This is a genomic window from Sphingomonas sp. FARSPH, assembly GCF_003355005.1.
Lineage (GTDB): Bacteria > Pseudomonadota > Alphaproteobacteria > Sphingomonadales > Sphingomonadaceae > Sphingomonas.
Genome location: NZ_CP029985.1, coordinates 2969107 through 2993161, shown reverse-complemented (window position 1 = coordinate 2993161; position 24055 = coordinate 2969107). Strand labels below are relative to the sequence as shown.

The following is a 24055-nucleotide window of genomic DNA, read 5'->3' as shown; positions in this document are numbered from 1 at the left end:
ATGCCCGGACATCGAGGAGCCTATGCGCCGGCGATGCTCGTATTTGCGCCCGAAACGCTCACTGCGTCCTTGCCGGGCCTGAGCGATCGGGCGATTGTCGTGCCATGCCGATCAGAGCCTACGATCACAAAGCGCTGCGAGCGCTACTATTGAGCCGGTTAGCTGACTTGCGTGCACCGGCAGGCGTGCAGGGCACTGTCGCTCATGGTGCGGACAGCGGCGTTCGCATCTTCGGCTATTGTATCCAGGAGCGCGAACGCATCGCCCGCAGTCGGATGGAGCATCCGGCGGTCGTGGTTGTGTTAAGCGGCACCAAGGAAGTCTGGCGCGGCGATGTGGCGCAGACATTCGCCGCAGGTGTTCCGTTCGTGATCCCGGCCGGCATGGATTTCGATCTGGTCAACAATCCCGATCCTGCATCCGGCCGATATGAATCGATCTGCATCACGGTCGACGACATTCTTCGCCGGACGTTACGCAGCAACCTGCGCCTCCCGGTGACCGGTGCCATACCCGATCGGCTCGACATTAGCCTGACGCCAGCGCTTGTCGAGGCATATGGCCACGCCGCCAGTGCGTTGACCGGGATGGATGTAGCGGTCGCCGCGACCGTGGCACGCTACCGCGTCCTGGAAATCCTGGTGCTGCTGGCGGAAACCCCGGTCGCCGGGATGCTGACGGCTGTCGGCCGGAGAGAACAGGTCGAAGCGATCATCTTGGCCGATCCGGGGCGGGCATGGCAGGTCGACGAGGTCGCGGCCGAGCTTGGCATTGGAGCGTCCACCCTTCGCCGCCAGTTGGGCAGATCGGGAACATCGTTCCGGGAGGTGTCGCTGTCCGTCCGCATGGCAACGGCGCGTGCGCTTCTGGGATCGTCCGGCTATTCCGTGATGCAGGTGGCTCAAGCAGCCGGCTATGCCTCACGATCCCATTTTGCCCGCCGTGTGCGGGCCATTCATGGCAAGACCCCTCGGCAGTTGAAAGCGGCGCTTTAGGGCCAGCCCCATTCCGAAATTTCGATGCCAATCAGGACGCTCGTGAATGGCTGCTCTCGGTTGAACCCCGTTCGACTAGACCTCGATAGATGGCGGCTTTGTCCGCTTCACGTCGTTCCGCGTCAGCCTTCGCGGCTCCTTCGGGGCCTCATCATTTCGTATGAACGAACGAGCGAAGTTGGGAAGCGCATAAAGGCCGCTGAATGACCGCAACTGGGTCAAAAGAGCCAGTTTTTGGTCGCGCTACGCGTCAAAGTACCGGAGCATTGACGCACTGTTCGGTTGCGCCTCATGAGAATGCGAATGCGGCGTTCGCGCGGACGATGACGCGATCTCCTGCGGTCACTATCGCCTCAGTTACGGCGGTCCGCTTGCCGGCGTGGATGAAGCCGGTGGTAAAGACGAGCCATTCGCCGATGTCGGCGCGGTCTAAATAGTCGATCGACAGTGACGTCGTGATCGCACCGCGTGTTGCGGGACGGCCTTCGGCGGCCAGCATCTCGCCCAGGCTGAGTCCCATCGCGTTATCCGCGAGCGCCGCGATCAGGCCGCCATGCAGCAGGCCGCGCGAGTTGGTGTGGGCAGTGCGTATCTCCAGCGCGAGGAGATAGCGCTCGGCGTGCCGTCGCGCATAGATCGGCTCCCATGGCGCGGTCAGTGGGGACGTGCGCGTGTGCAGCTCGAAGCCGTCGGGGACTGCCGTCATATCATGCTCCTCTCAACCCGCTCTTAGCATGGATGCGCGGGCGTCGGGTGTTGTCGGCGCCGCAACGGGCGTGCGCACCGCCGCGGTCTGCGGTTCGCCTCTCTAGCGGTATATCGCGGGCCGCAGACGACGGGCGGGGGAGCGGACGATGCGCACGGGGCTTTGGGCGGCACGAACGATGGCGGCCACGATGGCATGGGTTGCGGCGCCCGTCGCAGCACAGTCGACCGATCCCGCCGGATCGGCCGAACAACCGGCGGAGATTGCGCCCGGTGCGGACATCGTCGTCACCGGGACACGCTCCGTTGGACGCACCGCGCTCGCCTCCTCCGCGCCGATCGACGTCGTCTCGGGCGAGACGCTTACCGGGAGCGGCTATCCCGATCTCGGCCGCGCGCTGAACTTCCTCCAGCCCTCGATCAACTTCGCGCGTGCCGCAACCACCGCCACCGCAGCCAATACCCGCCCAGTGACGCTGCGCGGACTCTCACCCGACCAGACCCTCGTCCTGGTGAACGGCAAGCGCCGCGCCGCTAATGCGGTGCTCAACGTCAACAATTCGATCGGTCGTGGTGCCGCGGGCGTCGACCTCGACACGATACCGGAGGCGGCGATCGAGCGGATCGAGGTGCTGCGCGACGGCGCGGCTGCGCAATATGGCTCGGATGCGATCGCGGGGGTGGTGAACATTATCCTGAGGTCGAACGCTACTGGCGGCACCGGCGAGCTCATGGGCGGTGTCACGGAGGAAGGCGACGGGCTCATGGCGCTCGCCAGTGCGAGCGCTGGCCTGCCGCTTGGCGACGGCGGCCACGTCACCGGGGCTGTCAGCGCGCGGCAGATGGACCCGACCAACCGCGCTTTCGTCGATCAGCGGCTTGGACGCGTCACCTATCGCATCGGCGACCCGCGCGCGGACGTGGCAAGCGCGGCACTCGATGCCGCGCTGCCGCTTGGCGCGGCTGAACTATACGGGTTCGGCACGTACACGCGAAAGCTGTCGAACAATGCCGCCGGCTTCCGCCTACCCAGCTTCTCGATCATCTATCCGAACGGCTTTCTGCCGATCATCGCACCGCGCATCACGGACGTGGAGGCAGCCGCCGGGGTGCGCACGACCGTAGCCGGGATACGGGCGGACTTGAGCCAGAGCTTTGGCCGCAACCGGGCCGACTTCACCGTTTACGACACGGCCAACGTCTCGCTCGGTGCGGCAAGCCCCACCCGGTTCGACTCGGGTGGCGTCACCTACGACCAATATGTCACGGACCTGACGCTCGCACGCGCGCTCGACGGCGTACTGACAGGCGGCAATATCGCCGCGGGCGGCCAATATCGACACGAGCGCTATGCCGTCCGCAACGGCGAGCCCGCGGCCTATTTCGGATTGGGTGCGGACGGTTTCGCCGGCTTCAACCCGCGCACGCCGACTGACGAGAAGCGCGACGCGTGGGCGGCCTTCCTCGACGCCGAGTTGCGCCCACTCGCTGCGCTGCTGCTTGGCGGAGCAGCACGCTACGATCATTACAGCGACTTCGGCGGTCAGGCGACCTGGCGGGCGACCGCCCGGCTCGACGCCACGCCGGGGCTCGCGATCCGCGGTACGATCGGCACGGGATTCCGCGCGCCGTCGCTGCAGCAACAGTATTTCAGTGCGATACAGGGGGCGACGAGTGCCGGCCGAATGGTGACCGTAGCGACGCTGCCGGTTGCCGACCCCGTGGCTCAGGCGCTCGGTGCCACCGCGCTGAAGCCCGAGCGATCGCGCAACGTGACCGCGGGTCTCGTCATCGGACCGTTCGACGGCTTCTCCTTCACCGTCGACTATTTCCACATCCGCATTCGCGACCGAATCGCCCTCAGCGAGCAGTTGGGCGGCGCCGCAGTGGCGGCAGTGTTGGCGCGAAGCGGGATCACGGGCTTCAGTCAGGTGCGCTTCTTCACGAACGCAGTCGATACGACGACGAAGGGCGTCGAGGCGACCGCGCGTTGGGCGGGCAGCCTCGGCGCGGATACCCGACTGTCGGTCGCGGCCGGCTACAGCTACCTCAACAATCGGCTGGACACCCTGCGCGCAAACCCGGTGCTGCCCACCCTGCCACTGCTCGCGACCAAGTCGATCTTGTTCCTGACCGCGGCACAGCCACGCGCGAAGGCGACGCTGCAAGTCGACCTGACCCGCGGCCGTTTTGATCTGGGCCTCAACGCTGCGGCGTTCGGCACTTACACGTCGCAGCCGCTGGTCGCGGTGCAGACGTTCGGCGGCAAGGAGACGGTGGATCTCTCGGCTGGGTATCGCGTCCGCGAGGGCTTGCGTCTCGGCGCGGGCGTCCAGAACCTGTTCGACGCACGCCCCGACCAAATTGCGGATCAAGCGAGCGTGATCGGGTCGACCGGCGGCAGCTTTCCCACGGGAGAGGAGACGCCGATCGGTCTGAACGGCCGCAGTTATTATGCGCGGCTGTCCGCGCGTTTCTGACGCTGTCGTAAAACGGGAACGGAGCCGCGCCATAAGGTGGTCATGCTCCGCAAGACTCCACCGCTGGAGGCGATCGAGGCGTTCGTCAGCGTGGCGCACGCCGGTGGCCTGCGCGCCGGTGCGGTTGCGCTGGCGTTGAGCCCATCGGGCGCGAGCCGGCGCATCACGTCGCTTGAGGGCTTTCTCGGCGTTGCATTGTTCGACCGCAGCGGCCCTGGGCTGCGGCTGACTCCGGCGGGCGAACGCTATCTCGCGCTGATCGAACCCGCGGTGGCGTCGATCGGACGTGCGACGACGATGCTGGGCGCCGATCCCGATCGCATCACGCTCGCGACCTCGCATAGCATGGCCACCCATTGGGTCGCGCCGCGCCTTGCTCGACTGAAGCAGGAGGAGGGCATCGACCTCGACGTCGTGCCGACGCGCGATCCCGATATCCTGCGCTCGGGAGAGGCGCAGCTTGCCCTTTGGGGAGGCGTGGAGATCGCAGATTTGCAGGCAGAGCCCATCATCCATGTCGATGCGCGCCCCGTCTGTGCGCCGCATCTGGCGGACGGGCGCGCAAGCCCTGCAGAGGAAGCGGCCTTGACCGATTATCCGCTGCTCGGCGTGCGTGAGCCGCATGATATGTGGAGCCGCTGGCTCGCAGGCGCGGGGCTCGCGGGCGAGCAGCCGATCAGGAGCTTTGCGACGCTGGGCATGATGTACGAGGCGGCGGCGGCAGGGATGGGTGTGGCGCTCGCGGTGCCGATGCTATGCGAGCGACCGCTCGCTGCTGGGTTGCTGACACCGTGCGGACGCGCACTGCCGACCGGCGAGCGCTATCGCCTGTATCGCGCAGGACGGCGTGCGGCGCGCTCCCCGGCGGAGACGCGCCTAGCACATTGGCTGAAGCGCGAAGCGACAGCCTCGCGGGTCCGGTTCGACGCGCTTAGCGCGTGACGGCGGCGAGCGTCCGCGCGTAGCTGCGGATCGTCAGCAGCGTGGCGGCAAGCGCAACCGTCAGCATCAATGGCAGCAGGATCATCAGGGCATCGCCGAGACGCGCTGAGCTGCCCAGCACGTGCTCCGTCGTCACTGCAACGGCCGTCGGTCCGAGCCCCAGACCAAAGAGGCTTGCGATAAGCACCGCGATCGCGTGCTGTACCCCGCGCATCTGGTTCGGCGTGATCTCCTGGAGCGTCGCCGGTCCCGACCCGATCGCCGCGGCGAGCAGGAAGTAGAGCGGCGTCGCGCGCCACAGGAAGGCATTCGCCGTGGGCGCAGATGGCACCCAGGCGGCGAGCGGGATCGCGCCCAACAATGCGCCGCCGAGGACGATCAGCCGTCCGCCAGCATGGCCTCGCCGGCGTAGCACGTCACCGAGCTGCCCCGCCAGCAGCACGCCTGCGCAGCACGCGGTGATCAGGACCAGCCCCAAACGCTCCCCCGCTTCCGCGGTCGACAGGCCGTAGCGGCGCGACAAGAGCGCGGGTGCCCATGCGAGCAGTGCATAGGTCGCCATCGCGCCAAAGCCCGTCGCGGCATTCACTCCCGCAATCGTTGCACCATGCTGCGCGAAGTAGTGCTTGATCGCGGCCTTGTCCGGCGGCTCGGGTGTCGCGAGTCGGCGTGGCGGCTCACGCAAGGACGCAACCCAGATCGCGACAAGAAGCCCCACCGGAACAAGAAGCAAGAAGATCATCTGCCAGCTGTGGATGCTCCCGATCAGCGGCACGACGAACCCATCGGCGGGTAGCAGTCGAAGCACCGCCGCGCCGAGCAGCAGCGCCAGCCCCGAACCCGCGAACGGTCCAAGGCCATAGATCGCGGCGGCGAGTCCGAGCCGGCGATCGCTCACGTAATCGCCGATGAGCGAATAGGCACTCGGCGTCATCGTCGCCTCGCCGACGCCGACACCGATCCGCGCCAGCAGCATACCGGCAAAGCTACCCGCGAGCCCGAACGCGCCGGTACACAGCGACCACCCCGCGATACCGATGGCGAGGAGGGCGGTGCGCCGGCGTGTGTCGACGAGGCGACCGATGGGCAATCCGCCCACCGACACGAAAATGGCAAAGCTCAGTCCCTGAAGCAGGCTGATCTCGACGTCGGTAAGACCCGTGTCGCGCCTGATCGGCTCAACCAGGAGATTGAGAATCTGCCGATCCACGAACGCGACGACATAGGCGAGCAGCAGCACCGCGACCGCATAGGGCGCGTAGCGGCGCGGCAAGTGGTCATCCACGCTCGAGTAGCTCGGGGTAGACATCGGGATAGTCCGCCAGATCGAGGTCGCGCATTTGTGGTGGCTTCACGTCCTCCAAGACGTACGTATCGCCATCGAGCGTCAGGAGCGCGACACCGGTCTCCTTGCGTCCGATCGTCTGCTGCCAGCGCTTCGGGATGACAAAGGCGGTGGAGCCAATCCACGCATGCTCGACGGCGTCGACGATGCGGCGGCGGAATTGGTGGACATGACCACTCGCCACCAGCCGCAGATCGGCTCCAGCGAGCGTCGATCTTAGCGCCCTAAGCGAGGACGGCGGAACGTATCGCGTCGGAGGAAGCGATGGCTCTTCGAGTCCGGTGTCGAACCACGGCTTATGAAGAAACAGTGCGACCGGACCACGCGCAGCGCCGGCTGCCTCGGCGAGCCAGGCGATCTGCTCACGTTCGAGGTCGCTGCCAAGGACCTGCGCGTTCAGGCCGATCAGCGTCCACGCTCCGGACGTATGAACCCACCGATCGGGACCGAATGCATCGCAAAACGCATGGATCTGCTTGATCGAGAGCGGCGCCTCATGTCCGCTCGTCGGATCGCCAACGTCGTGATTGCCTGGCAGCGCGAGCAGCGGCACGCGGACCCTCCCTAGCACTTGCGCCGCCGTGGCGAATTGCTCGGGAGCTATGACGCCATTTGCGGTCACATCGCCCAGATGGATGATGAGGTCGATGTTTGCGCCCGCGATCCAATCGATGCCCTCGTCTAAATTACGTCGAAAATCGTCAGCGCCATCCGCGAGGTGGGTGTCGGTGATGATCGCGATCCTCATGGCTACCCGTATGGCCGAATAGCCTCACGGGTCCCGCCATGCTTCATGCGAACGACCGTTGCGCCCTACTCAACTCGGCGGAAGTCGCCGTTTATGAGGAGGCGATTGGGTAGCTACCAATCTTCTGACCTGGACGAATGGCAGAACCTGGAGAGCGATGGCGTTCAGGTGAACGTCCGATTGTGGGTCAGAGCAGCAGCGAGCGGCTGGTTGGCAGGTCTCACAACCGTTCGGTTGTGACCCCGGCATGCGGCGCACGCGCTTTTCGCAAAGCAGGCTCAGCCCGTAACAATCATCTGCGCTGCTGTGACCACGAGTAATCCGGCAACCAGCATCCGGAATTGCGCTAGCGGCAGCCGCTCGATGATACGCTTGCCCGCCCATGTGCCTGCGATCATCGCGATGCTCATGGCTACGGCCGAGGGCCAGAATCCGGACCCGAGGTCGATGGCAGCATCATAGACGATCCATTTGACGAGGTGCATCGCGACCGCCGTCGTAGCCTCGCTTGCGACATAGGCGACGGGGGGGAGGTTGAGCGACAGGAAGATCGCCGCGCCCAGCAATCCGGCGCTGCCAACCAGTCCGGACAGCAGCCCGACTACGGCTCCGCCGATTATCAGCAGCCGCGGCGACGGCGCGAATGTCAGCCCGCGCAATTTCAGCGCGACAAAGATCAGGATCGCGACACCCATGCCGCGTACCATCAGCGCCTTGGGAAGCTCCGCGAACCACCAGGCTCCAAGTGCGGCGGCAGGCAGCGCGGCGCTGAGAAAAAGCAGGACCGGGCGCCAGCGTATGTCGCGGATACCGAAGGCAGCCCGAGACAGGTTGCCGACAAGCTGCGCGATCGTCAGTAGCGGCACCGCCGCATTGACGCCGACGATGTGCGTGAAGAGGGGCAGGAGCCGGAGCGCACCCGCAAACCCGGCCGATCCCGAAATCGCGGCCGCCACAAACGCCCCGGCGAACAGCAGCGCATATTCGATCAAAGGTCAGCGCTTCGCGGCATCACGGATCAGTGTTCGACTGGTTGCAGACGCGACCCTACGTCACAGGCCGATTACAATCACAGCCGCAGCCCGAACCTTGGTCCGGTGAATGTCATCGCGGAATACAGCGCGATTGTCAGCACGCACCCCATCGTCAGCGCAAGCCAGAAGGGCAAGCCCTGCCGGAGCAGGACGGGGATGACGAGGAACATCGGCAGCGACGGCAGGACGTACCAGAACGTCGCCGCGGAGTGCGCAGCCATGTTCTCCGAGTCGGGCTTCGCGTTCCACAGCCAGATCATGCCCAGCACGGATACAAGAGGGAGTGACGCGATCAGCGCCCCGAAACCGGGATAGCGTTTCGCCAACTCCGAGGCGACGGCGATGAGCACCCCGGAGATAGCTGCCTTGATGGCCAGGTAGATCACGATTTGCTCGCCCGAGCCGGCGAGTCCGTCTGCGCCAGTTTCGTCAGTCGGCGGGGCAGCTCGTCCAGCACCCGGCGCGCCTCGCCGGGCCGCAAGTTGCGCCAGCGCCGCACTTCCTCGCGCGAGCGGCCGCACCCCCGGCACCAGCCACTACGACCATCAAAGCCGCATAGCTCAACGCAAGGCGATTTCATGGCTTAGCGGCGCTCGATGGTAAGGTGGGCGAGTTCGTGCACCGGCGCGAGCCGGCGCTCGATCAGCTCGCGCGTCACGTCAGGCTTTCCGACCACACTGACGATCGCGGCATGGGCTTCCGGCCCCACCCGCCAGACGTGGAGATCGGTGATTCGCGCATCGCCGGGTGTCTCGACCAGCTCGCGAATTTCGTCGGCGACATGGTTGTCAGTCCGGTCGAGCAGGATGGCCGATGTCCCGCATCAGCGTCCACGACCAACGCGCGATGACGATCGCGCCGACGATCCCCATGACCGGGTCCATCCAGACCCAGCCCAGATACCGGCCCGCCACCAAGGCAGCGATAGCGAGCACCGAGGTCAGGGCGTCGGCCAGAACATGGATGTACGCCGAGCGCAGATTGTTGTCGCCGCCATGACCATGGCCGTGGTGATGCCCGCGCCCATGATCGTGACCGTGGTGGTGCCCATGGTCATGACCGTGCCCGCCGGAAAGCAGGAAAGCGGAGGCGATGTTCACCAGCAGGCCGATTACCGCGATCCAGGTAGCTTCACCGAACGCGACGGTGATGGGCTGGAAAAGACGGGCAACAGACTCGACGCCGATCGCGAGCGATATCAGTCCCAGCACCATAGCGGATGCGAACCCGGCTAGATCGCCTACCTTGCCGGTGCCGAAACTGTACGCGGGGTTGCGGGCATGGCGCTTCGCAAAGGAATAGGCGACCGCCGCGACGGTAAGCGCACCAGCGTGGGTTGCCATGTGAAAGCCGTCCGCAAGCAGCGCCATCGAGCCCGTCACATAGCCGGCGATGATTTCGCCGATCATCATCACGGCCGTCAGCGCGACGACCCAGCGCGTGCGGCGCGCATTCTCGTCGTGCGCTGCGCCAAGGTAGACATGCTCATGGGTGTGAGCGTCGAGTTCGGACAGGGTAGCCATTAGCCGACCTACTTTGCGTAGCGGCGGATCACCGCCAGCAGTTCTTCAGCACCCTCGGCGCGTTCCTCGTCGCTCAGACCGGGACGCGCGACGTGCGCCTCCAGGTGTTCGGCAATGATCTCGTCCATCAGGCCGTTTACCGCACCGCGAACGGCTGCGACGAGGTGCAGCACCTTCGTGCATGACGCGTCAGCCGTCAGTTCGCGCTCCACGGCATTCACTTGACCTGCGATGCGGCGAACGCGCGCGACGAGATCGGCATTAGTCCCGGTAAGGTGTGACATAGGCGTACCCCCTATGACTATTGTTTGTCAAAAGCAATCGGATGGGATTGATCGGATTGCCCTATCCCGCTAGGTACTGCGTCGTTCCTTGGGGAGTAGCCACCTGCTGCGCGGGGTCCTCGTCAACATAATCGCCGGCATCTTCGGATTGCCGCCGTGGCGTGGACAGCAAGCCATCAGGCTTGCCCGGCAAGACCAACGACGTGTCGCCTCTAAGTGGCCGGAGGTGGGCTCGTCGTTGTTTGTCAGGCCCCTGAGTGATGTTGCATGACTGGTATTCTGACGCTTGGCGCCCTCGGCGCCAGCCTGTCCGTTGACGCCTTCGCGGCGTCGCTTGGCAAAGGCGCGACGGAGCAGCGGAGCCGCTGGTCGGACGCGATGCGCGTCGGCATCGTCTTCGGCTTCTTCGAGGCGCTGACGCCGGCGATCGGCTACCTGCTCGGCTATTTGCTGAACGACTGGATCGCCAGCTACGACCGTTGGGTGGCGTTCGGGCTTTTACTCGCAGTCGGTGCCTATATGATCCGCGAAGCCCTTCAGCAAAACGATGCGGACGAGGTATCCGAGCCTTCCAGCCCGAGTTTCTGGCGTCTGGCCGCGACCGCCATCGCAACCAGCATCGATGCTGCGGCCGTCGGGGTCTCCCTTGCGCTCATGGACGTGAACCTTTGGATCGCATGTGCGGTCATCGGCGGGATCACGACGGTGGTAGCGACAGGCGGCATGATCCTGGGCAAGCATGTCGGTCCCTATCTCGGTCGCTATGCCGGCATCCTTGGCGGGTTCGTTCTTGTTGCCATCGGCGGATCGATCCTGTTCCAGCATCTGTCCGGCGCGGCGTGAGGGAGGCGTAGAACGTGGCAGAGACGCAAACCGCAAGCCGCATTGCCAACTGCGTGCCGGCCATCAGCTCAGGCAACCGCCGGTGACGGGCGCGGCAGCGGCGAAGCCGACGAACATCCTGAAACTGGCGGCGGGGAGCATCCTCGTCAGCCTGGTCGTTCTCGGCCTGAAATACCTCGCCTATGCCCTGACAGGCAGCGTCGCGCTCTACTCGGATGCGATCGAGAGCATCATCAACGTCGTCACGGCCGTAGCGGCATTTTTCGCGATCCGGATCAGCCTGCGGCCGGCCGATGCCGATCATCCCTATGGGCACTCCAAGGCGGAATATTTCTCCGCTGTTCTGGAAGGCGTGCTGATCCTCGTCGCCTCGCTCGCGATCCTGCGGGAAGCCTATGGCGCGTTTCGTGATCCACACCCGTTGCAAGCCCCTGCGCTGGGCCTTGCCGTGAGTGCGGGCGCGTCGGCGCTGAACGGCCTATGGAGCTGGCTGCTGATCCGCACCGGCCGGCAACGCCGTTCGCCCGCACTGGTGGCGGACGGCAAGCACCTGCTCATCGATGTTTACACCTCGGGGGGCGTGATCGTCGGCGTCTTGCTGGTCGCGGTGACCGGTTGGGAAATTCTCGACCCCATCCTTGCTGCGCTGGTGGCGCTCAACATTCTGTGGGCAGGCTGGCACCTCATTACGGAAAGCGTCGGGGGACTGATGGATACCGCGTTACCGCCCGAGGACCTCGCGGCCGTCGAGGCGACGATCAACGCGCACATGGCTGGGGCGCTGGAGGCGCATGATCTTCGCTCCCGGCATGCCGGCCGTATGACGTTCATCGATTTCCACTTGATTGTGCCCGGATCGATGACCGTCGCTGCGTCGCATGCCATCTGCGACAGGATCGAGGCGGCACTGAAGGTTGAGCACCCGGACAGTATCATCTCGATTCACGTCGAGCCGGAAGCCAAGCGGAAGCACGGCGCAATGACGATCGGCTCGACTGCCTGAGAACTGGTATTCGTAAGCGACGGCCTTCGAGCACTGCCATTGTCTTCGAAACCCCAAGCGTCAGAGCCGTCCGGTCCTGACACCTATGTAATCAGGTGAGTATGGTTCAGGCCGGGTCATCGAGGCTGAACCTGTCATCGTCATCGTCATAGGCGAACAGCTCCGCGTAGCGGCCCCATTCCGTTACTGTCTTCAGCGTCACCTCGGCAAAGTCAGGCGACATGTGATCCTCGAGCTCGTCGCGGAAACGACGTGCCGGTGCCTGGTGTGTCGGCCGCTCGTCCAGCACCGTGCGGATATGACGGGCAAGCCGCACATGTGTCTCCAGCGTGCGCCGGAAATTGGCCTTCCGCTGATCCGTGTCCTCTTGCGCGAATGCGTGACCGCGCTTGGTCAGCACCGCATCCCCGTCCACCACGTCGATAAACTGCAGGAGCTGAAGGCTTTCCACAATCGGAAACAGGTCATCGATTTCGAGTTGAAGCGTGTCCGCGAGGGCTGAGAGCGGCGCGCGGCCCGAGAAAGGGGCGGCCTCGACCTCCTCAATCAGGCCGGCGAGCGTGTTGACCGACACGTCGGGTAGCGGACGATCGATACCGTGTTCGATCGACGGCGTAGCGGATGCGGGCGACGGCACGGGGCGCTGCGTCATCCGGGCATAAATCTGCTCGACCAGATCACGGAAAACCGGATCGAGCCGATCCCGCGGTTGCGGAAGATCGACCCGGAACTCCGCGACGATCCGCCCGGGGTTGGATGCCAGCACGAGGATGCGGTCGCACATCAGCACGGCTTCCTCGATATTGTGGGTGACGATCAGGATCGACGAGATGCCGAGCTTGTCCTCGTCCCACAGATCGAGAAGATCGGTTCGCAACGTCTCGGCCGTTAATACGTCGAGTGCGGAGAACGGCTCGTCCATCAACAGCAGCGACGGTTCGACCACCAGCGCGCGCGCCAGACCGACGCGCTGGCGCATCCCGCCCGACAACTCCTTGGGGAAGGCGTTCTCGAACCCGTCGAGGCCGATCAGGTCGATCGCGGCCAATGCACGTCGGCGTCGTTCATCCGCAGGCACCCGCTGCGCTTCAAGGCCCAGCTCGACATTCTGCTGGACGGTCAGCCACGGCATCAGCGCAAACGACTGGAATACCATCGCGACCGATCGGGGATCACCGGCATCGTCAGGAGCGAAGGTCAGCTCGCCCGCGGTCGGGCTGACCAGGCCAGCGATCGAGCGCAGTAGGGTGGATTTGCCCGAGCCCGACCGCCCGAGCAGGCCGACGACCTCACCCTCGTTCACGGTCAGCTCGACATCATCGAGGATCAGCGTGCCGCCTTCGATGCCGCCATAACTATGGCTCAGGCGCTCGATGGTGACGACGGGCTTGGGGCGGGCAATGGTCATGCCTTGTGGTTCCTCAGGACAGGCGCAGGCGGCGTTCGGAGATGCGGTAGAGCGGGCGGAAGAGCAGGCGATTGATCGCGATCACGAACACCGACATGACCATGATGCCGAGCAGCACACGCGCGCTGTCCCCGGCCGCGGTCGCGTCCGCGATATAGCTGCCGAGCCCCGTCGCGCGCAGGTGGGTCGATCCCCAGGACACGGCCTCGGCGACGATGCTCGCATTCCACGAACCGCCGGACGCGGTCAGCGCTCCGGTGACGTAATAGGGGAAGATACCGGGCAGGATCAGGCGTCGCCACCATTGCCAGCCTCGCACCCCGAACATCCGGTTCGCCTCGATCAGATCGTTGGGGATCGCGCTTGCGCCGGCGATGACGTTGAACAGGATGTACCATTGCGTGCCCAGCACCATCAGCGGCGACAGCCACACGTCGGCATCGAGGTGGAAGCGGACGATGACGACCACCGCGATCGGGAACAGGACGTTGGCCGGGAAGGCGGCGAGGAACTGCGCGACCGGCTGGATGCGCGCCGCCCACAGCGGGCGCAGGCCGATCCAGACACCGATCGGCACCCAGATCAGGCTGGCGATGGCGATCAGCACGACGACGCGCAGCAAGGTCAGCAGGCCGTAACCCAGCGCCCGTACGGCATCGCCTGGTGTCAGCGTCTGGCCGAGGAAGCGAACGGCATAGAGGCTCGCCGCGATCGCGGCAGCGATGACCAGCACCGTCCACAAGTGCAGGCCCGGCAACCGGTCGTCCTTGCGCGGTGCGAACCGGCGACGCTGCACCATCTGTCGGGGCGCGGCCTCCGCCACGAAGATCAGCGCCGCTCCGGCCCTTAGCGGCGCCGTCAGCGACGGCAGCAACCGAGCACGCCGGAAGAGGTCGTAAACCCAGGACTGCGGCGGATGGGCGCTGGCGGTCTGTTCGACGCGGAAGCGGTCCGCCCAGGCGATGATGGGCCGGAACACAAGTTGGTCGTAAAGCAGGATGACGATCGCCATCGCGGCGACCGCCTGCGCTACCGCCGTTAGGTCCTGTCGCTCGATCGCGAGCGCGAGCCACGACCCGATGCCGGGCAGCATGATCTGGGTATGACCGACGCTGATCGCTTCCGACGCGACGACGAAGAACCAGCCGCCCGACATCGACATCATCGCGTTCCACACGAGGCCCGGCGTCGAAAACGGAAGCTCGACGCGCAGCAGCCGGCGCAACGGCGACAGACCGAACCCGCTGGCGACCTCGTTCAGGTCTGCGGGCACCTGTCGCAGCGATTGGTACAGGCTGAAGGCCATGTTCCAGGCCTGGCTGGTGAAGATCGCGAAGATCGCGGCGCATTCAACGCCCACCCGGCTGCCGGGAAACAGGCCCATGAACGCGGTGACGGTAAAGGTCATGAAGCCGAGCACCGGCACTGACTGGAGGATGTCGAGCGCCGGGATGATGACCAGTTCGGCGCGCCGGCTCTTGGCCGCCGCGGTCGCGGCGAGCACCGTGAAGACGAAGGATGCCGCCAGCGCGGCGAACAGGCGTAGCGTCGTCAGCAGCGCATATTGGGGCAGATTGCGCCAATCGAGCGTCACCGCCTCCACGCGAAGCCGTGACAGCGGCTCGATCGCGTCATGCACACCCTTGGCGACGCCGACACCGGCGGCAAGCAGGATCGCGAACAGCGCCAGATCGGGCCAGCCGATGCCGCCGCGGAGGCGACGGGGCGAGAAGCCGAGGAATCCGGTGCGCTGAACGTCAGGCGCTTGAGGCGTCACATCGTCATCCTTTTCTCGTAATCCGATGCCGCCATGAGGCGACGCCGGCACGCGAGAAGCGTGCGGTCAGGATCATGCCGAAATTCAGCAGCCGCGGTGCGCGGATGCGAGTGCGGACAAGCAGACGGATGCCGTGGAGTGACCCGTCCGCCAAGGTGAACCAGACACGGGGCGGCACCATCAGCTCCCACCGCGCCGGAGTGTGGCGGTGCCGGGACATCGGCCGGGCACCGTCAAAAGGCTCCGTGCGCGCGAAACGCGAACACGTTGGCCGGGCCGCGGTCGCGATTGTAACCGGGGTTTGCGACGAACTGATAGTCGAGCGAGAACTCGACGCCCTTTACCGCGACCAGTTTGTAATAGGCTTCGCCGATATATTCCGAGCCGGGGTGCGGAAGCCGCCCATCGCCGACCAGAACCCCCAAGCCGCCCGCGTCGAGATAGCGCTGATGCTCGCGGCTGATGCCGTTGACGATGAACACCGCGCCGACCGTATCGCCGACACGTCGCCACCAGGCGCCTTTAAGCACCAAGCCGAGCTGCGCCGTGCGATCGATATCGGTGAAATCATAGGGCTCGACCTGGCCATCGGCAATGCCGGCGCGAGCGAAGATGCCCAGCGCGTCGGTGACGGCCTGCTCCGCGTTGACGCTGATACCGGCGCGCGTGCGCCGACGACGCACTAGCGCCGTATCGGCATCGTCGCCGGTGAGCCTTGCCAGCGCCAGCGCTTCGTCAAAGCGCCCGAACCGTCCGCGATTGCGGAACACCGTTACACGCACGGCTCCCGGCCGACCGGCCAGCATATGACGATGCTCGATCTCGGCATCGAACTGGTATTGTTGAAACCCTGTCTCCAGGGTTTCGCCGTTGGGCACCTTCGACAGGTTGAAGGCGCCCAAGCGCAGCGTCCATGCGCGTCGATACCATTCGGCCGCGACGCCGGTAGTGTAGCCCCAAGCATCCGCGGCATAATCGAAGCTGCCGGCATCGACCGCCGACCAGTTGAGGAAATCGCCGCGCGGATCGTGCGCGTAGCTGTTGGTGTCGAACACATCGCCGACGCCGAACTTGCCCGCGGTCAGAACGAGGCGATCGGTCATGCGCGATCCGCCAAGCTGGTTGGCGACGCCCGCTACCGCCTCGCGCTCCCCGCCCAATCCGATTGTCTGGCGGAAGAACAGCCGCTGAAGCCGGAAATAGGGATTGCTCCGGCCGACCTTGTACGCCTCCGCGCTGGGGAAGCCTGCGACGCCCAGCGTGTTCGATAGACCGAAACCCTGATCGATCTCGGGGTTCACCCATAGCTCGCCACCCGCCCACGGGCGCACGCCGGCGTAAAGCGTCACGTCCACCGTCTCCTTGGCCTGCCGCGGCGTCAGGCTGTTGGTGCCGCTGTACGGAGAGGCGAAGCCAGGCGTGCCTTGGAGGACGAATGTCGCCTGACCGTGGATCGCAATGCGTTCATCCGCGGGCATCGCATCTGGCAGGACGGTTGCGGCGGGCGCGGTGACGGCGGGCGCGCGCTCCTGAACGTCCTGAGCCATCGCAGGCGCGTGAAGAGTGACGCTGGCAAGCGCGCAGGCGCTCGCCAGCAGCGAGGGTGTCCGGATCATGAGATTATCCTGCTGCTATTCGGTTACGGCGCAGAGAAGTGGCGCCGGGTGATCGGGATCAGACCACCCGCCTTCGCGGAATGCCGGACGTATAGAGAGCAAGGCGAATGCGTCGGCTCAGATGCTCGACGCGGACAGTATCGGGGTGTCGTTCGACACGCAGCACAAGCAGGGTCATGGCGACCTCCTGGTATTCCGGGTTAAAATCCGGTCCGGGAGATCGGCGACACCGCAATCAGGCGATGGGCGCGAACTCCCCGACCGTTTCCTGTCCCGCGGTGCGGATCAGCGGAGCAAAGCTCCTACTGTCGTCCTCGCTGGACACGGCGGCAGATCGGGCGTTCATCTTGGTCCTTCGTCTGGCACGCAGGCGCGCACCGTGGTTTCGAGTCGCGAACCTTCGCGACTGATGGACGCCACATACCTATCCGGGGTATAGGATCAACCCTGAATAACCGGAGCAGGCATGAGCCACGTCGAAAAAGAGAAGAAGAAGCTGCTCAACCGCCTCAAACGCATGCGCGGGCAGCTTGAGGCGATCGAGCGCGCGGTCGAGGAGGACCGCGAGTGCGCGCGCGTGCTGCAACAGGCGACGGCGTGCCGGGGCGCACTGGACGGCTTCATTGCCGAGGTCATCGAGGACCACATCCGCGAGCATCTGATCGATCCGTCGTCGTCCGCTGACAGCCCGCAACGTGCCGCGGCAGAGGAATTGGTCGAGATCGTTCATGCGTATCTGACGTGACCCTTGGTGTCACAACCGTCCGGTTGTGACACCAGCGCGCAGCCGGCGGTTTGCTGCGGCGTTCGGGGTGTCAGAAGTCCGCGTCAGATCGTGTGCATGAGGGATGACCGGCCATCTGGTGCAGATCCCATCCGTACCTGGTAGGGACCTAAGAGGTTAACAGGCGTCCGGTTCTGGGGAGGCGCAAGATGCTGCTGAATGACCGAAATTGGGTCAAATCGCCTCCATGCGTGGGGTTACTTCTGACCCTCAGCTCCTTCTCGCCAGCGCGGACAGGGAAGGGGAAAAACCCTCCGAGACGTCAGTGAGGTGCGTTTCAAACGTCCAACAAAGCGGAACCTGCTCGGACGTCACACGCCCCGGCGCAGGTTGATCTACAAAGCTCCGCCTGCCTAGGAGGACTTGCGACGCCCAAGCAGGATCTCCATAAGGCGCTGGCCTGCCGGTACGTCCCGGAGGTGGGGCGTCGTAACCCCAGGAGTCACACGCCGGTCACGAGCTTCGTGGCCGGGTGGCCGACGCACATGTCCAGGGCTTGCCTAAAAGCGGCGGCGCTTGGACCGTGTGCCCAGGTTACGAACACCCGGCTCCGCCGGCGCTCCCAAGCATTTAGATCGGGGGCAGGTGCGCGCATGTACATGTACGTCAAACGGTACGAAGGCGAGATCGCCTCGGAAGTCCTGCCAACGGACCGGGTCGGCGCCATCTGCTTCGATGCGCGGCAAGTCACCGCCATCGGCTGGGCCCTGCTCGCGAGTTCCGGAGAGTTGAAAAGCGGAACCATCAGAATCGATCGAAGCTCGCTTGCAGGGACAATCGAGTCGACTGCGTTGGAGACTGCCCTTTATCGAAAGGCTGCCCGCGCGCTGAACAGGACGCTGGGGAGCGCCTTGGTCGATCGACGGGACTTAACGGGAGAGCCTCAGGAGAGCAGGTTCTACAGACGCGCCGGCATCTCTCCTTCTTGGCGATGGTCAGGACGTGAGGCATTTGCGCTCATCGAGATGCTCTCGGTCGATCTGCGACCCGGTCTCGGTCTCCGGGCCTTCCTGCCGATCCGGGACGAACCCGACCCGGAAATCAGGGCCAGAAAATACCTCGAAGATTATCAGCTGTTGCGCGCCTTCACGCGCCGCTGCAGAGCATTCGGGGAAGAAGCCGGCTGACCGTCAATTTCGCCGAGCGGGTTCCGCAATGACGATCGGATGACGACCAAGAGGTGTACGAGGTCGACCGTTGAACGTCTTGCGGACAGAGGCCGAAGCGCCCTGAAGCGACTTGCTTTTCAGGTCGGCAGGATCCGAGAACTGCTTGCGGAATCCCGCCAGCACGTGCCCATTTCTCTGGAAGTGGTGCGGCTCGGCCTCACCGATCGCCTTTGCGAGCGCGAACGCCGCACCCAACTGCTTGTGATCGAAAACTTCGGGAGTGCCAGGCACGCGGCGGATCTTGTCGAAGATTTTGTAGGGAAGGGGGATCTCCTCGAAGAGGATCTCCACGGCACCTTCGAGCGGGACAGCAACGATCACTCGCTTTCCGATCGCTCTACAACTGGTCTCCGACTCTTCCAGGACGTACCTAATTTTGTTGAACGAAACGGTCAGATCCTTGAAGACCTTCCGCTCGACCGTGTACGTCATCAGTGATCGGAGATCGAGGTTGGGCGCCGGCCGATGACCGTTCTGATCGCTTCGTGGTGGGCGCGCGAACTGCTCGTTGTGCATACGTATATATTCGCCGAGGAATAGGTTGCCCTTCTCCATTGTCGAGATGTCACGAAGTCGCATCTCCTTGATCAGCCGGTCCTGGAGAGTGCGGTTGGCGCGCTCCACCCGACCCTTGGCCTGCGGCGTTTTCGCACAGATCGTCTCGATACCGAGACGCACGCAAGCACGCGCAAACTGCGTCTGACCCCGCTCGCCCTCGGAAGTCAGGTTGGGAACGCGAAAGATCGCGTGTCGGTCAGAGAACAGCGCACCAGGGATGCCGAAACGTTCGATGTAGATCTTCAGGCCGCTCATATAGTTATAAGACGTCTCGTGCTCAACGAACTGAAGGTACATGAGCTCGCTAGTGGCATCGTCGATGAAGACGATCAGGCAGCACTCGTCGCCACGCTTCTCGAACCAACGGTGGTACGATCCGTCAACTTGGATCAGTTCGCCGCGGCATTCGCGCGGTTCTCGAGGTGAGAAGATCCTCGGTCGGCGGCTGCGACGGTCGATCCAAAGACCGGCTTCTTTCATCCACCTGCTCAGCGTCGTTACGCCGACCTTCTCTCCATGTTGCTCGAGGAGTTTCTCAGCTGCAAGCGTGGGACCAAAATCGGGATAGTGGTCTCGGACGTAAGCGTCCGGTCTTCTCCACCTTGCTGACGAGGTGATGCGCAAGCCACAGGTTCGGCACTGTGGCAGACACCGGTGCGGCATCATGGCGACGCGAATTATCGAGATGGTTGGGCCTGAACCGCGCCGGCGGTTCAGCGAAGATGACAAGGCGCGGATCGTGTCGGAGGCGATGATGCCGGGTGCCAGCGTGCTGGAGGTGGCGCGGCGACACCGGGTGTGCACGTCGCTGGTGTATCGCTGGCGACGCACGCTGCTGCGCGACGGGGTGGCGAGCGAAGCATTGCCGTTGCCGGGGCCGGCATTCATTCCGGTCGAGGTGGCGGGCGCGCCCATGGTGCCGCATTCGGAGCCGCTCGGACCGGGTGTGGTGGAAGTGGTCGGCCCGGCCGGGCAACGCATCCGCCTGGCACCTCCCATCGACGCGCGGGTGCTCAAGACCGTGCTGGCGGGGTTTGCTTGATCGGGCCGCCGGGCGGTGTCCGGGTGTATCTGGCGGCCGGGGTCACGGACATGCGCAAGGGCTTCGACGGGCTGGCCGCGCTGGTACAGCAGCGGCTGCGCCAGGATCCGTTTGGCGGTGCGGTGTACGCCTTCCGGGGCAAGCGTGGCGATCTGGTCAAGCTGCTGTGGTGGGATGGTCAGGGTCTCGTGCTCCATGCCAAGCGTCTGGAGCGGGGCCGGTTCACCTGGCCGGCGACCGCGGACGGCGTCGCGGTGCTGACCCCGGCGCAGCTGTCGATGCTGCTCGAAGGGGTGGACTGGCGGCATCCGATCCGGTCCTCGCAGCCGACCTTGGCCTGGTAAAAAGTACGGTTTCCTGCGGCTTTCGCGTGTATCGGCACGGGGGTTCTGGTATAAGCGGGCGTGTCGCCCGATGCCGCCTCGCTGCCCGACGATATCGCCCTTCTGAAGGCCATGCTCATTGCTGCCGGCGCCGAGCTGGAGCAGTTGCGGATGCAGGTCGCGCGGCTGCGGCGCATGGCCTTCGGCCGTTCGTCGGAGAAGCTGACGCACCAGGCTGACCAGCTGGAACTCGGGCTGGAAGAGCGCGAGGCGGAAGCCGCCACTGCGGCGATGCCGGTGGTCACCCGGACACGGGAGACCGCCAGGCCGTATCGACAGCCGCTGCCCGATCATCTGCCCCGCACCGAGGTCGTGCATGAGGCACCGTGCGTCTGCCCCGACTGCGGTGGTGCCATGCGGCGCATGGGCGAGGACGTTACGGAACAGCTCGACTATGTGCCCGCCTCGTTCCGGGTCGTGCGCCACGTCCGGCCGCGGCTCAGCTGCCGGTCATGCGAGCGCATAGTGCAGGCGCCGTTGCCGTCCATGCCCATCGAGCGCGGTCGACCCGGTGCGGGGCTGCTCGCCCATGTGCTGGTGTCCAAATACGCCAACCATCTGCCGCTCTACCGCCAGTCGGGCATCTATGCTCGCCAGGGCGTCGACCTTGCCCGCTCCACGCTCGCCGACTGGGTCGGGCGCTCGGCCGCGCTCCTCGGCCCCTTGGTCGACGCGCTCGAGCGCCACGTCATGGGCGGCGCGACCCTCCATGCCGACGACACGCCGGTGCCGGTACTGGCCCCTGGTGCCGGTCGCACCAGGACGGGCAGGCTGTGGACCTATGTACGCGACGAGCGCGGGGCTGGCGGCGAGGCTCCGCCCGCCGTGCTGTTCCACTACGCGCCCGACCGCAAGGGCGAACGACCCGCCGGACATCTTGCCCGGTTCCGGGGCGATCTGCACGCCGATGGCTATGCCGGGTTCGACCGCCTCTATGGCGACCGCATCGCAGAGGTGGCCTGCTGGGCGCATGTCAGGCGCAAGTTCTTCGACGTCCATGCCGCAACCGGCTCCCCCACGGCCCGCGAGGCACTGGACCATATCGCCGGCCTCTATGCCGTCGAACGGGATGTGCGTGGCCGGCTCCCTGACGAGCGACGGCACGCGCGCCAGGCCAGGGCCGGACCGCTGCTCGATGCCTTCCGCCAGTGGCTCGACGCGACCGGACCGAAGCTGTCCCGGCGCTCCGACCTTGCGGTCGCCATCCGCTATGCGCTCGCCCGCTGGCAGGCGCTGACCCGCTATGCCGACGATGGTCGCCTGGAGATCGACAACAATGCCGCCGAGCGCTCGCTGCGCGGTATCGCCGTCGGGCGCAAAAACTGGCTATTCGCGGGCTCCGACCAGGGCGGGCACCGCGCCGCCAGCATCTACAGCCTGGTGGAAACCGCCAGGCTCAACGGCGTCGACCCCGAGGCCTGGCTGGCCGACACCATCAGACGCATCGCAGACCATCCGGCCCGCCGGGTCGCTGAACTGCTGCCGTGGAACTACCGGCCCGTTTGAGGTGACGCCGTCACCGGACGCTTACTCTCGGACTAGGTCCATGATCCGCTTGCGGTCGCCGACCGCACGTGACCCGTTTGAGTTTCCGACCTTCTTAGAGACGAGGCCTGCTTCACCGTCGAGCCGGTACCGCTCAATGAGGCGGTACATATAAGCTCGAGCTACGCCGAGAGACGCTTTAAGGTCCGCAACACTGATCCTCTTATCGAGGTATGCCTGAATGGCCTTGCCCGCGTACGAACCAATTTCGTTCCCTTCGAACGGCTCAACAGCACCCGTCATCATCGGACTCCTTGCAGCAAGCCCGGGATGGGCTGCTCAAGCCAGGAGTCTCCTTTCGTACGAGCGGAGATGTCTCCTTTCGTATGGGCGCTTTGCGGTTTCAAGCCGAAGTGCGACACCGCCTCGTGGCAGCGGGGCAGCGTGTAGCCTCCCAAGCAGCGCAGCGCTGCCCCGCTGATGCGATGGCCTCTCGGCTCTTGCGCCCTCGGACCCGCTGCGACAGCAGCGGGCTCGGTCACGCCGGTAACGGCCGCGAACAACCACTAGCAATTATGCGCGGACGGCTCGGTGAGCAGCCCTCTAAAGGCATAGGAGGGCACAAGTACAACCTTCGAAAGGTTGCAGCGCTACCGCGCAGCCTTTTCGGCGAGAATATCTCGTAGCGTGCCTCTCGGCCAGGGACCGATGTCGACGTAGGAATGGCTCCGCGCCGACCGACGAACGATCAACGTAATGAAGATAGTACCCCGACCGGTCGTCGCACCGAGAATGTCGGTCCACGCCCATCTTCGAGTTTGATAGATATCCGCCACCTCGATCCCATCTTCGTCCATGATCAGCGAGCTGGGGTGCCGATAGTGTTTGAGGCTGCGGATCACACCACGAAGCGACGCAACACCGACCACAAAGAAAACAATCGACACGAACGTTTCGGGCGGCGAAGCATGGCCGCGTACGGCATTGAAGATGCCTCCAGAGCCCAAGGGTAGGGATATAATACCCAGAAGAAGGCTGGCAATGGCGCGCGCCATCCATCCTCCCCTGGCGCCTGATCGTACCTCGGGCTCGCGGTTTGCCGTCATGGGGTCACTCTCATTGCGAGTGATCGTATCATAAGCGTCCAGGGTTTCAGTATCGTTGACGGCGAAGGCGACGTAAGGGACAACTATCACCTTCTTGGTCGCGGAACCGGACTGTTGTCTAGCCTCTTAATCACACACGCTCGTTGCCGGCCCGAACGGCGACGTACGCCAATGGCCGAGATTGGCAGGTGAACAGCCGGGCCGGTATTGTCATGGAAGAGCTATAAGCGGACAGTCGCCGACCCCCGGCATCGTAGCAAGGGTTCGTGTGCGACCATTGAGTCGCTGAGATCGGAGATGCGGCATGCCGAAGAACAAAGCACGGATCTTGGCTGTAACCTGCGCTCTTGGGTTCAGTCACCCGGTCGCAAATGCCCAAACCATAGCCTCGAAACCGCTGGGGGGTGTCCCAGCGCAGTGCCAACTTTCCGAGCCAGCCCGAATCGTTAACTCACTGCGCGATCTTCCAGAGGTTGCCGCTGAATTTCGCAGGCAAAATTTGGGCATCGCAGATGTTGGAGAGAGCTTCAATCCGTCCGATGTTGTGGACGAAAAATCAAGGACATTGCCGCCCCGGCAGTTCGTTCGAGCCTACGCCTTCAAGGACAGGACTATCGTTTGGTATTTTCGCGGTGGCTTTGCTGCTAGGTTCCATGTCGTCGAGCTTAGGACAGGTCGCGACACGATGCCAAACGCTCCGCCTTTGTTGCGCTTTACGGGTCGGACTCTTTCAGGGCCGCCGTGTGCGGCGACTGACGCCATCCTTGCAGGCGTCGATGGCGGGCAGGGCTGGTAGTGAAGAGCTAAGTCCGCCCGAGGCTGCTG

The 24055-nt window shown here is 64.7% G+C and carries 22 protein-coding genes and 1 pseudogene; 10 read left to right on the top strand and 13 right to left on the bottom strand.

All coding sequences use genetic code 11. From position 1 onward, the window contains the following. Positions 1-185: 185 nt before the first annotated feature. Complete coding sequence (locus DM480_RS14175; protein ID WP_157968804.1) at positions 186-995, top strand: helix-turn-helix domain-containing protein; 810 nt, start codon at positions 186-188, stop codon at positions 993-995. A 289-nt stretch (positions 996-1284) separates the two neighbouring features. Here the strand turns inward: DM480_RS14175 and DM480_RS14170 are convergent, their stop codons facing one another. Next, positions 1285-1701 (bottom strand): PaaI family thioesterase, encoded by a 417-nt coding sequence (locus DM480_RS14170; RefSeq protein ID WP_115380024.1) that lies wholly within the window; start codon positions 1699-1701, stop codon positions 1285-1287. Positions 1702-1849: 148 nt separating this feature from the next. On the opposite strand from DM480_RS14170, the gene DM480_RS14165 reads away from it, so the two are divergent. Both DM480_RS14165 and DM480_RS14160 read left to right on the top strand, forming a co-directional pair. Continuing rightward, entirely contained in the window at positions 1850-4180 is a 2331-nt protein-coding gene (locus DM480_RS14165; RefSeq protein WP_115380022.1) for a TonB-dependent receptor plug domain-containing protein, read from the top strand. Between the two features lie 42 nt (positions 4181-4222). Beyond that, on the top strand, positions 4223-5122 hold the full coding sequence (locus DM480_RS14160) for a LysR family transcriptional regulator (RefSeq protein WP_115380020.1): 900 nt from the start codon (positions 4223-4225) through the stop codon (positions 5120-5122). Here the strand turns inward: DM480_RS14160 and DM480_RS14155 are convergent. The 7 genes and pseudogenes from DM480_RS14155 to DM480_RS14125 form a co-directional block, all read right to left on the bottom strand. Next, entirely contained in the window at positions 5112-6362 is a 1251-nt protein-coding gene (locus tag DM480_RS14155) for an MFS transporter (protein WP_198665848.1), read from the bottom strand. The two genes, DM480_RS14160 and DM480_RS14155, sit on opposite strands and share 11 nt — an antisense overlap. Positions 6363-6399: 37 nt before the next feature. Then, positions 6400-7215: a metallophosphoesterase family protein gene (locus DM480_RS14150; RefSeq protein WP_115380016.1), complete on the bottom strand. Its 816-nt coding sequence runs from the start codon at positions 7213-7215 to the stop codon at positions 6400-6402. Between the two features lie 278 nt (positions 7216-7493). Then, the gene (locus DM480_RS14145) at positions 7494-8207 is read right to left on the bottom strand and encodes a sulfite exporter TauE/SafE family protein (RefSeq protein ID WP_115380014.1); all 714 of its coding nucleotides are present in this window, start codon (positions 8205-8207) and stop codon (positions 7494-7496) included. Positions 8208-8284: 77 nt separating this feature from the next. Next, positions 8285-8635: a DUF3147 family protein gene (locus tag DM480_RS14140; RefSeq protein WP_115380012.1), complete on the bottom strand. Its 351-nt coding sequence runs from the start codon at positions 8633-8635 to the stop codon at positions 8285-8287. Further along, the gene (locus DM480_RS14135; RefSeq protein ID WP_115380010.1) at positions 8632-8829 is read right to left on the bottom strand and encodes a DUF1289 domain-containing protein; all 198 of its coding nucleotides are present in this window, start codon (positions 8827-8829) and stop codon (positions 8632-8634) included. Before DM480_RS14135 ends, DM480_RS14140 begins: the two co-directional genes overlap by 4 nt. A 3-nt stretch (positions 8830-8832) precedes the next feature. Then, a pseudogene (gene dmeF / locus DM480_RS14130) lies at positions 8833-9772 on the bottom strand (CDF family Co(II)/Ni(II) efflux transporter DmeF). 8 nt (positions 9773-9780) lie between these two features. Then, the gene (locus DM480_RS14125) at positions 9781-10056 is read right to left on the bottom strand and encodes a metal/formaldehyde-sensitive transcriptional repressor (protein ID WP_115380008.1); all 276 of its coding nucleotides are present in this window, start codon (positions 10054-10056) and stop codon (positions 9781-9783) included. Positions 10057-10434: 378 nt separating this feature from the next. Between DM480_RS14125 and DM480_RS14120 the strand changes: the two genes are divergently transcribed. Together DM480_RS14120 and DM480_RS14115 are read left to right on the top strand one after the other, a co-directional pair. Then, positions 10435-10899, top strand: a complete 465-nt coding sequence (locus DM480_RS14120; RefSeq protein WP_232834019.1) for a manganese efflux pump MntP — start codon at positions 10435-10437, stop codon at positions 10897-10899. Between the two features lie 82 nt (positions 10900-10981). Further along, positions 10982-11902, top strand: coding sequence for a cation diffusion facilitator family transporter (locus tag DM480_RS14115; protein WP_232834018.1), 921 nt, complete (start codon positions 10982-10984; stop codon positions 11900-11902). A 106-nt stretch (positions 11903-12008) separates the two neighbouring features. Here the strand turns inward: DM480_RS14115 and DM480_RS14110 are convergent, their stop codons facing one another. From DM480_RS14110 to DM480_RS14100, 3 genes are all read right to left on the bottom strand, one after another. After that, on the bottom strand, positions 12009-13310 hold the full coding sequence (locus DM480_RS14110; protein WP_115380002.1) for an ABC transporter ATP-binding protein: 1302 nt from the start codon (positions 13308-13310) through the stop codon (positions 12009-12011). A 13-nt stretch (positions 13311-13323) separates the two neighbouring features. Beyond that, positions 13324-14994, bottom strand: a complete 1671-nt coding sequence (locus DM480_RS14105; RefSeq protein ID WP_443026403.1) for an ABC transporter permease — start codon at positions 14992-14994, stop codon at positions 13324-13326. A gap of 326 nt (positions 14995-15320) precedes the next feature. Further along, positions 15321-16703, bottom strand: coding sequence for a carbohydrate porin (locus tag DM480_RS14100; RefSeq protein ID WP_115379997.1), 1383 nt, complete (start codon positions 16701-16703; stop codon positions 15321-15323). Between the two features lie 466 nt (positions 16704-17169). On the opposite strand from DM480_RS14100, the gene DM480_RS14095 reads away from it, so the two are divergent. Together DM480_RS14095 and DM480_RS14090 are read left to right on the top strand one after the other, a co-directional pair. Continuing rightward, positions 17170-17448 (top strand): metal/formaldehyde-sensitive transcriptional repressor, encoded by a 279-nt coding sequence (locus DM480_RS14095; protein ID WP_115379995.1) that lies wholly within the window; start codon positions 17170-17172, stop codon positions 17446-17448. Between the two features lie 632 nt (positions 17449-18080). Beyond that, positions 18081-18614 (top strand): hypothetical protein, encoded by a 534-nt coding sequence (locus tag DM480_RS14090; RefSeq protein WP_115379993.1) that lies wholly within the window; start codon positions 18081-18083, stop codon positions 18612-18614. A 3-nt stretch (positions 18615-18617) separates the two neighbouring features. On the opposite strand, the gene DM480_RS14085 is transcribed toward DM480_RS14090, so the two are convergent. Beyond that, a complete protein-coding gene (locus tag DM480_RS14085) occupies positions 18618-19877 on the bottom strand; it encodes an ISNCY family transposase (RefSeq protein WP_232834211.1) in 1260 nt (419 codons plus the stop codon). 1 nt (position 19878) lies between these two features. Between DM480_RS14085 and tnpA the strand changes: the two genes are divergently transcribed. From tnpA to tnpC, 3 genes are all read left to right on the top strand, one after another. After that, on the top strand, positions 19879-20256 hold the full coding sequence (tnpA, locus tag DM480_RS14080; RefSeq protein WP_056439051.1) for an IS66-like element accessory protein TnpA: 378 nt from the start codon (positions 19879-19881) through the stop codon (positions 20254-20256). Beyond that, positions 20253-20600 carry an IS66 family insertion sequence element accessory protein TnpB gene (tnpB, locus tag DM480_RS14075; RefSeq protein WP_076711207.1) on the top strand — a complete coding sequence of 116 codons (348 nt, stop codon included), beginning with the start codon at positions 20253-20255 and terminating at the stop codon, positions 20598-20600. Before tnpA ends, tnpB begins: the two co-directional genes overlap by 4 nt. A gap of 111 nt (positions 20601-20711) precedes the next feature. Then, complete coding sequence (gene tnpC, locus DM480_RS14070; RefSeq protein WP_115380751.1) at positions 20712-22145, top strand: IS66 family transposase; 1434 nt, start codon at positions 20712-20714, stop codon at positions 22143-22145. Positions 22146-22774: 629 nt separating this feature from the next. On the opposite strand, the gene DM480_RS17975 is transcribed toward tnpC, so the two are convergent. Next, the gene (locus tag DM480_RS17975; RefSeq protein ID WP_125471543.1) at positions 22775-23179 is read right to left on the bottom strand and encodes a hypothetical protein; all 405 of its coding nucleotides are present in this window, start codon (positions 23177-23179) and stop codon (positions 22775-22777) included. Positions 23180-24055 lie beyond the last annotated feature (876 nt).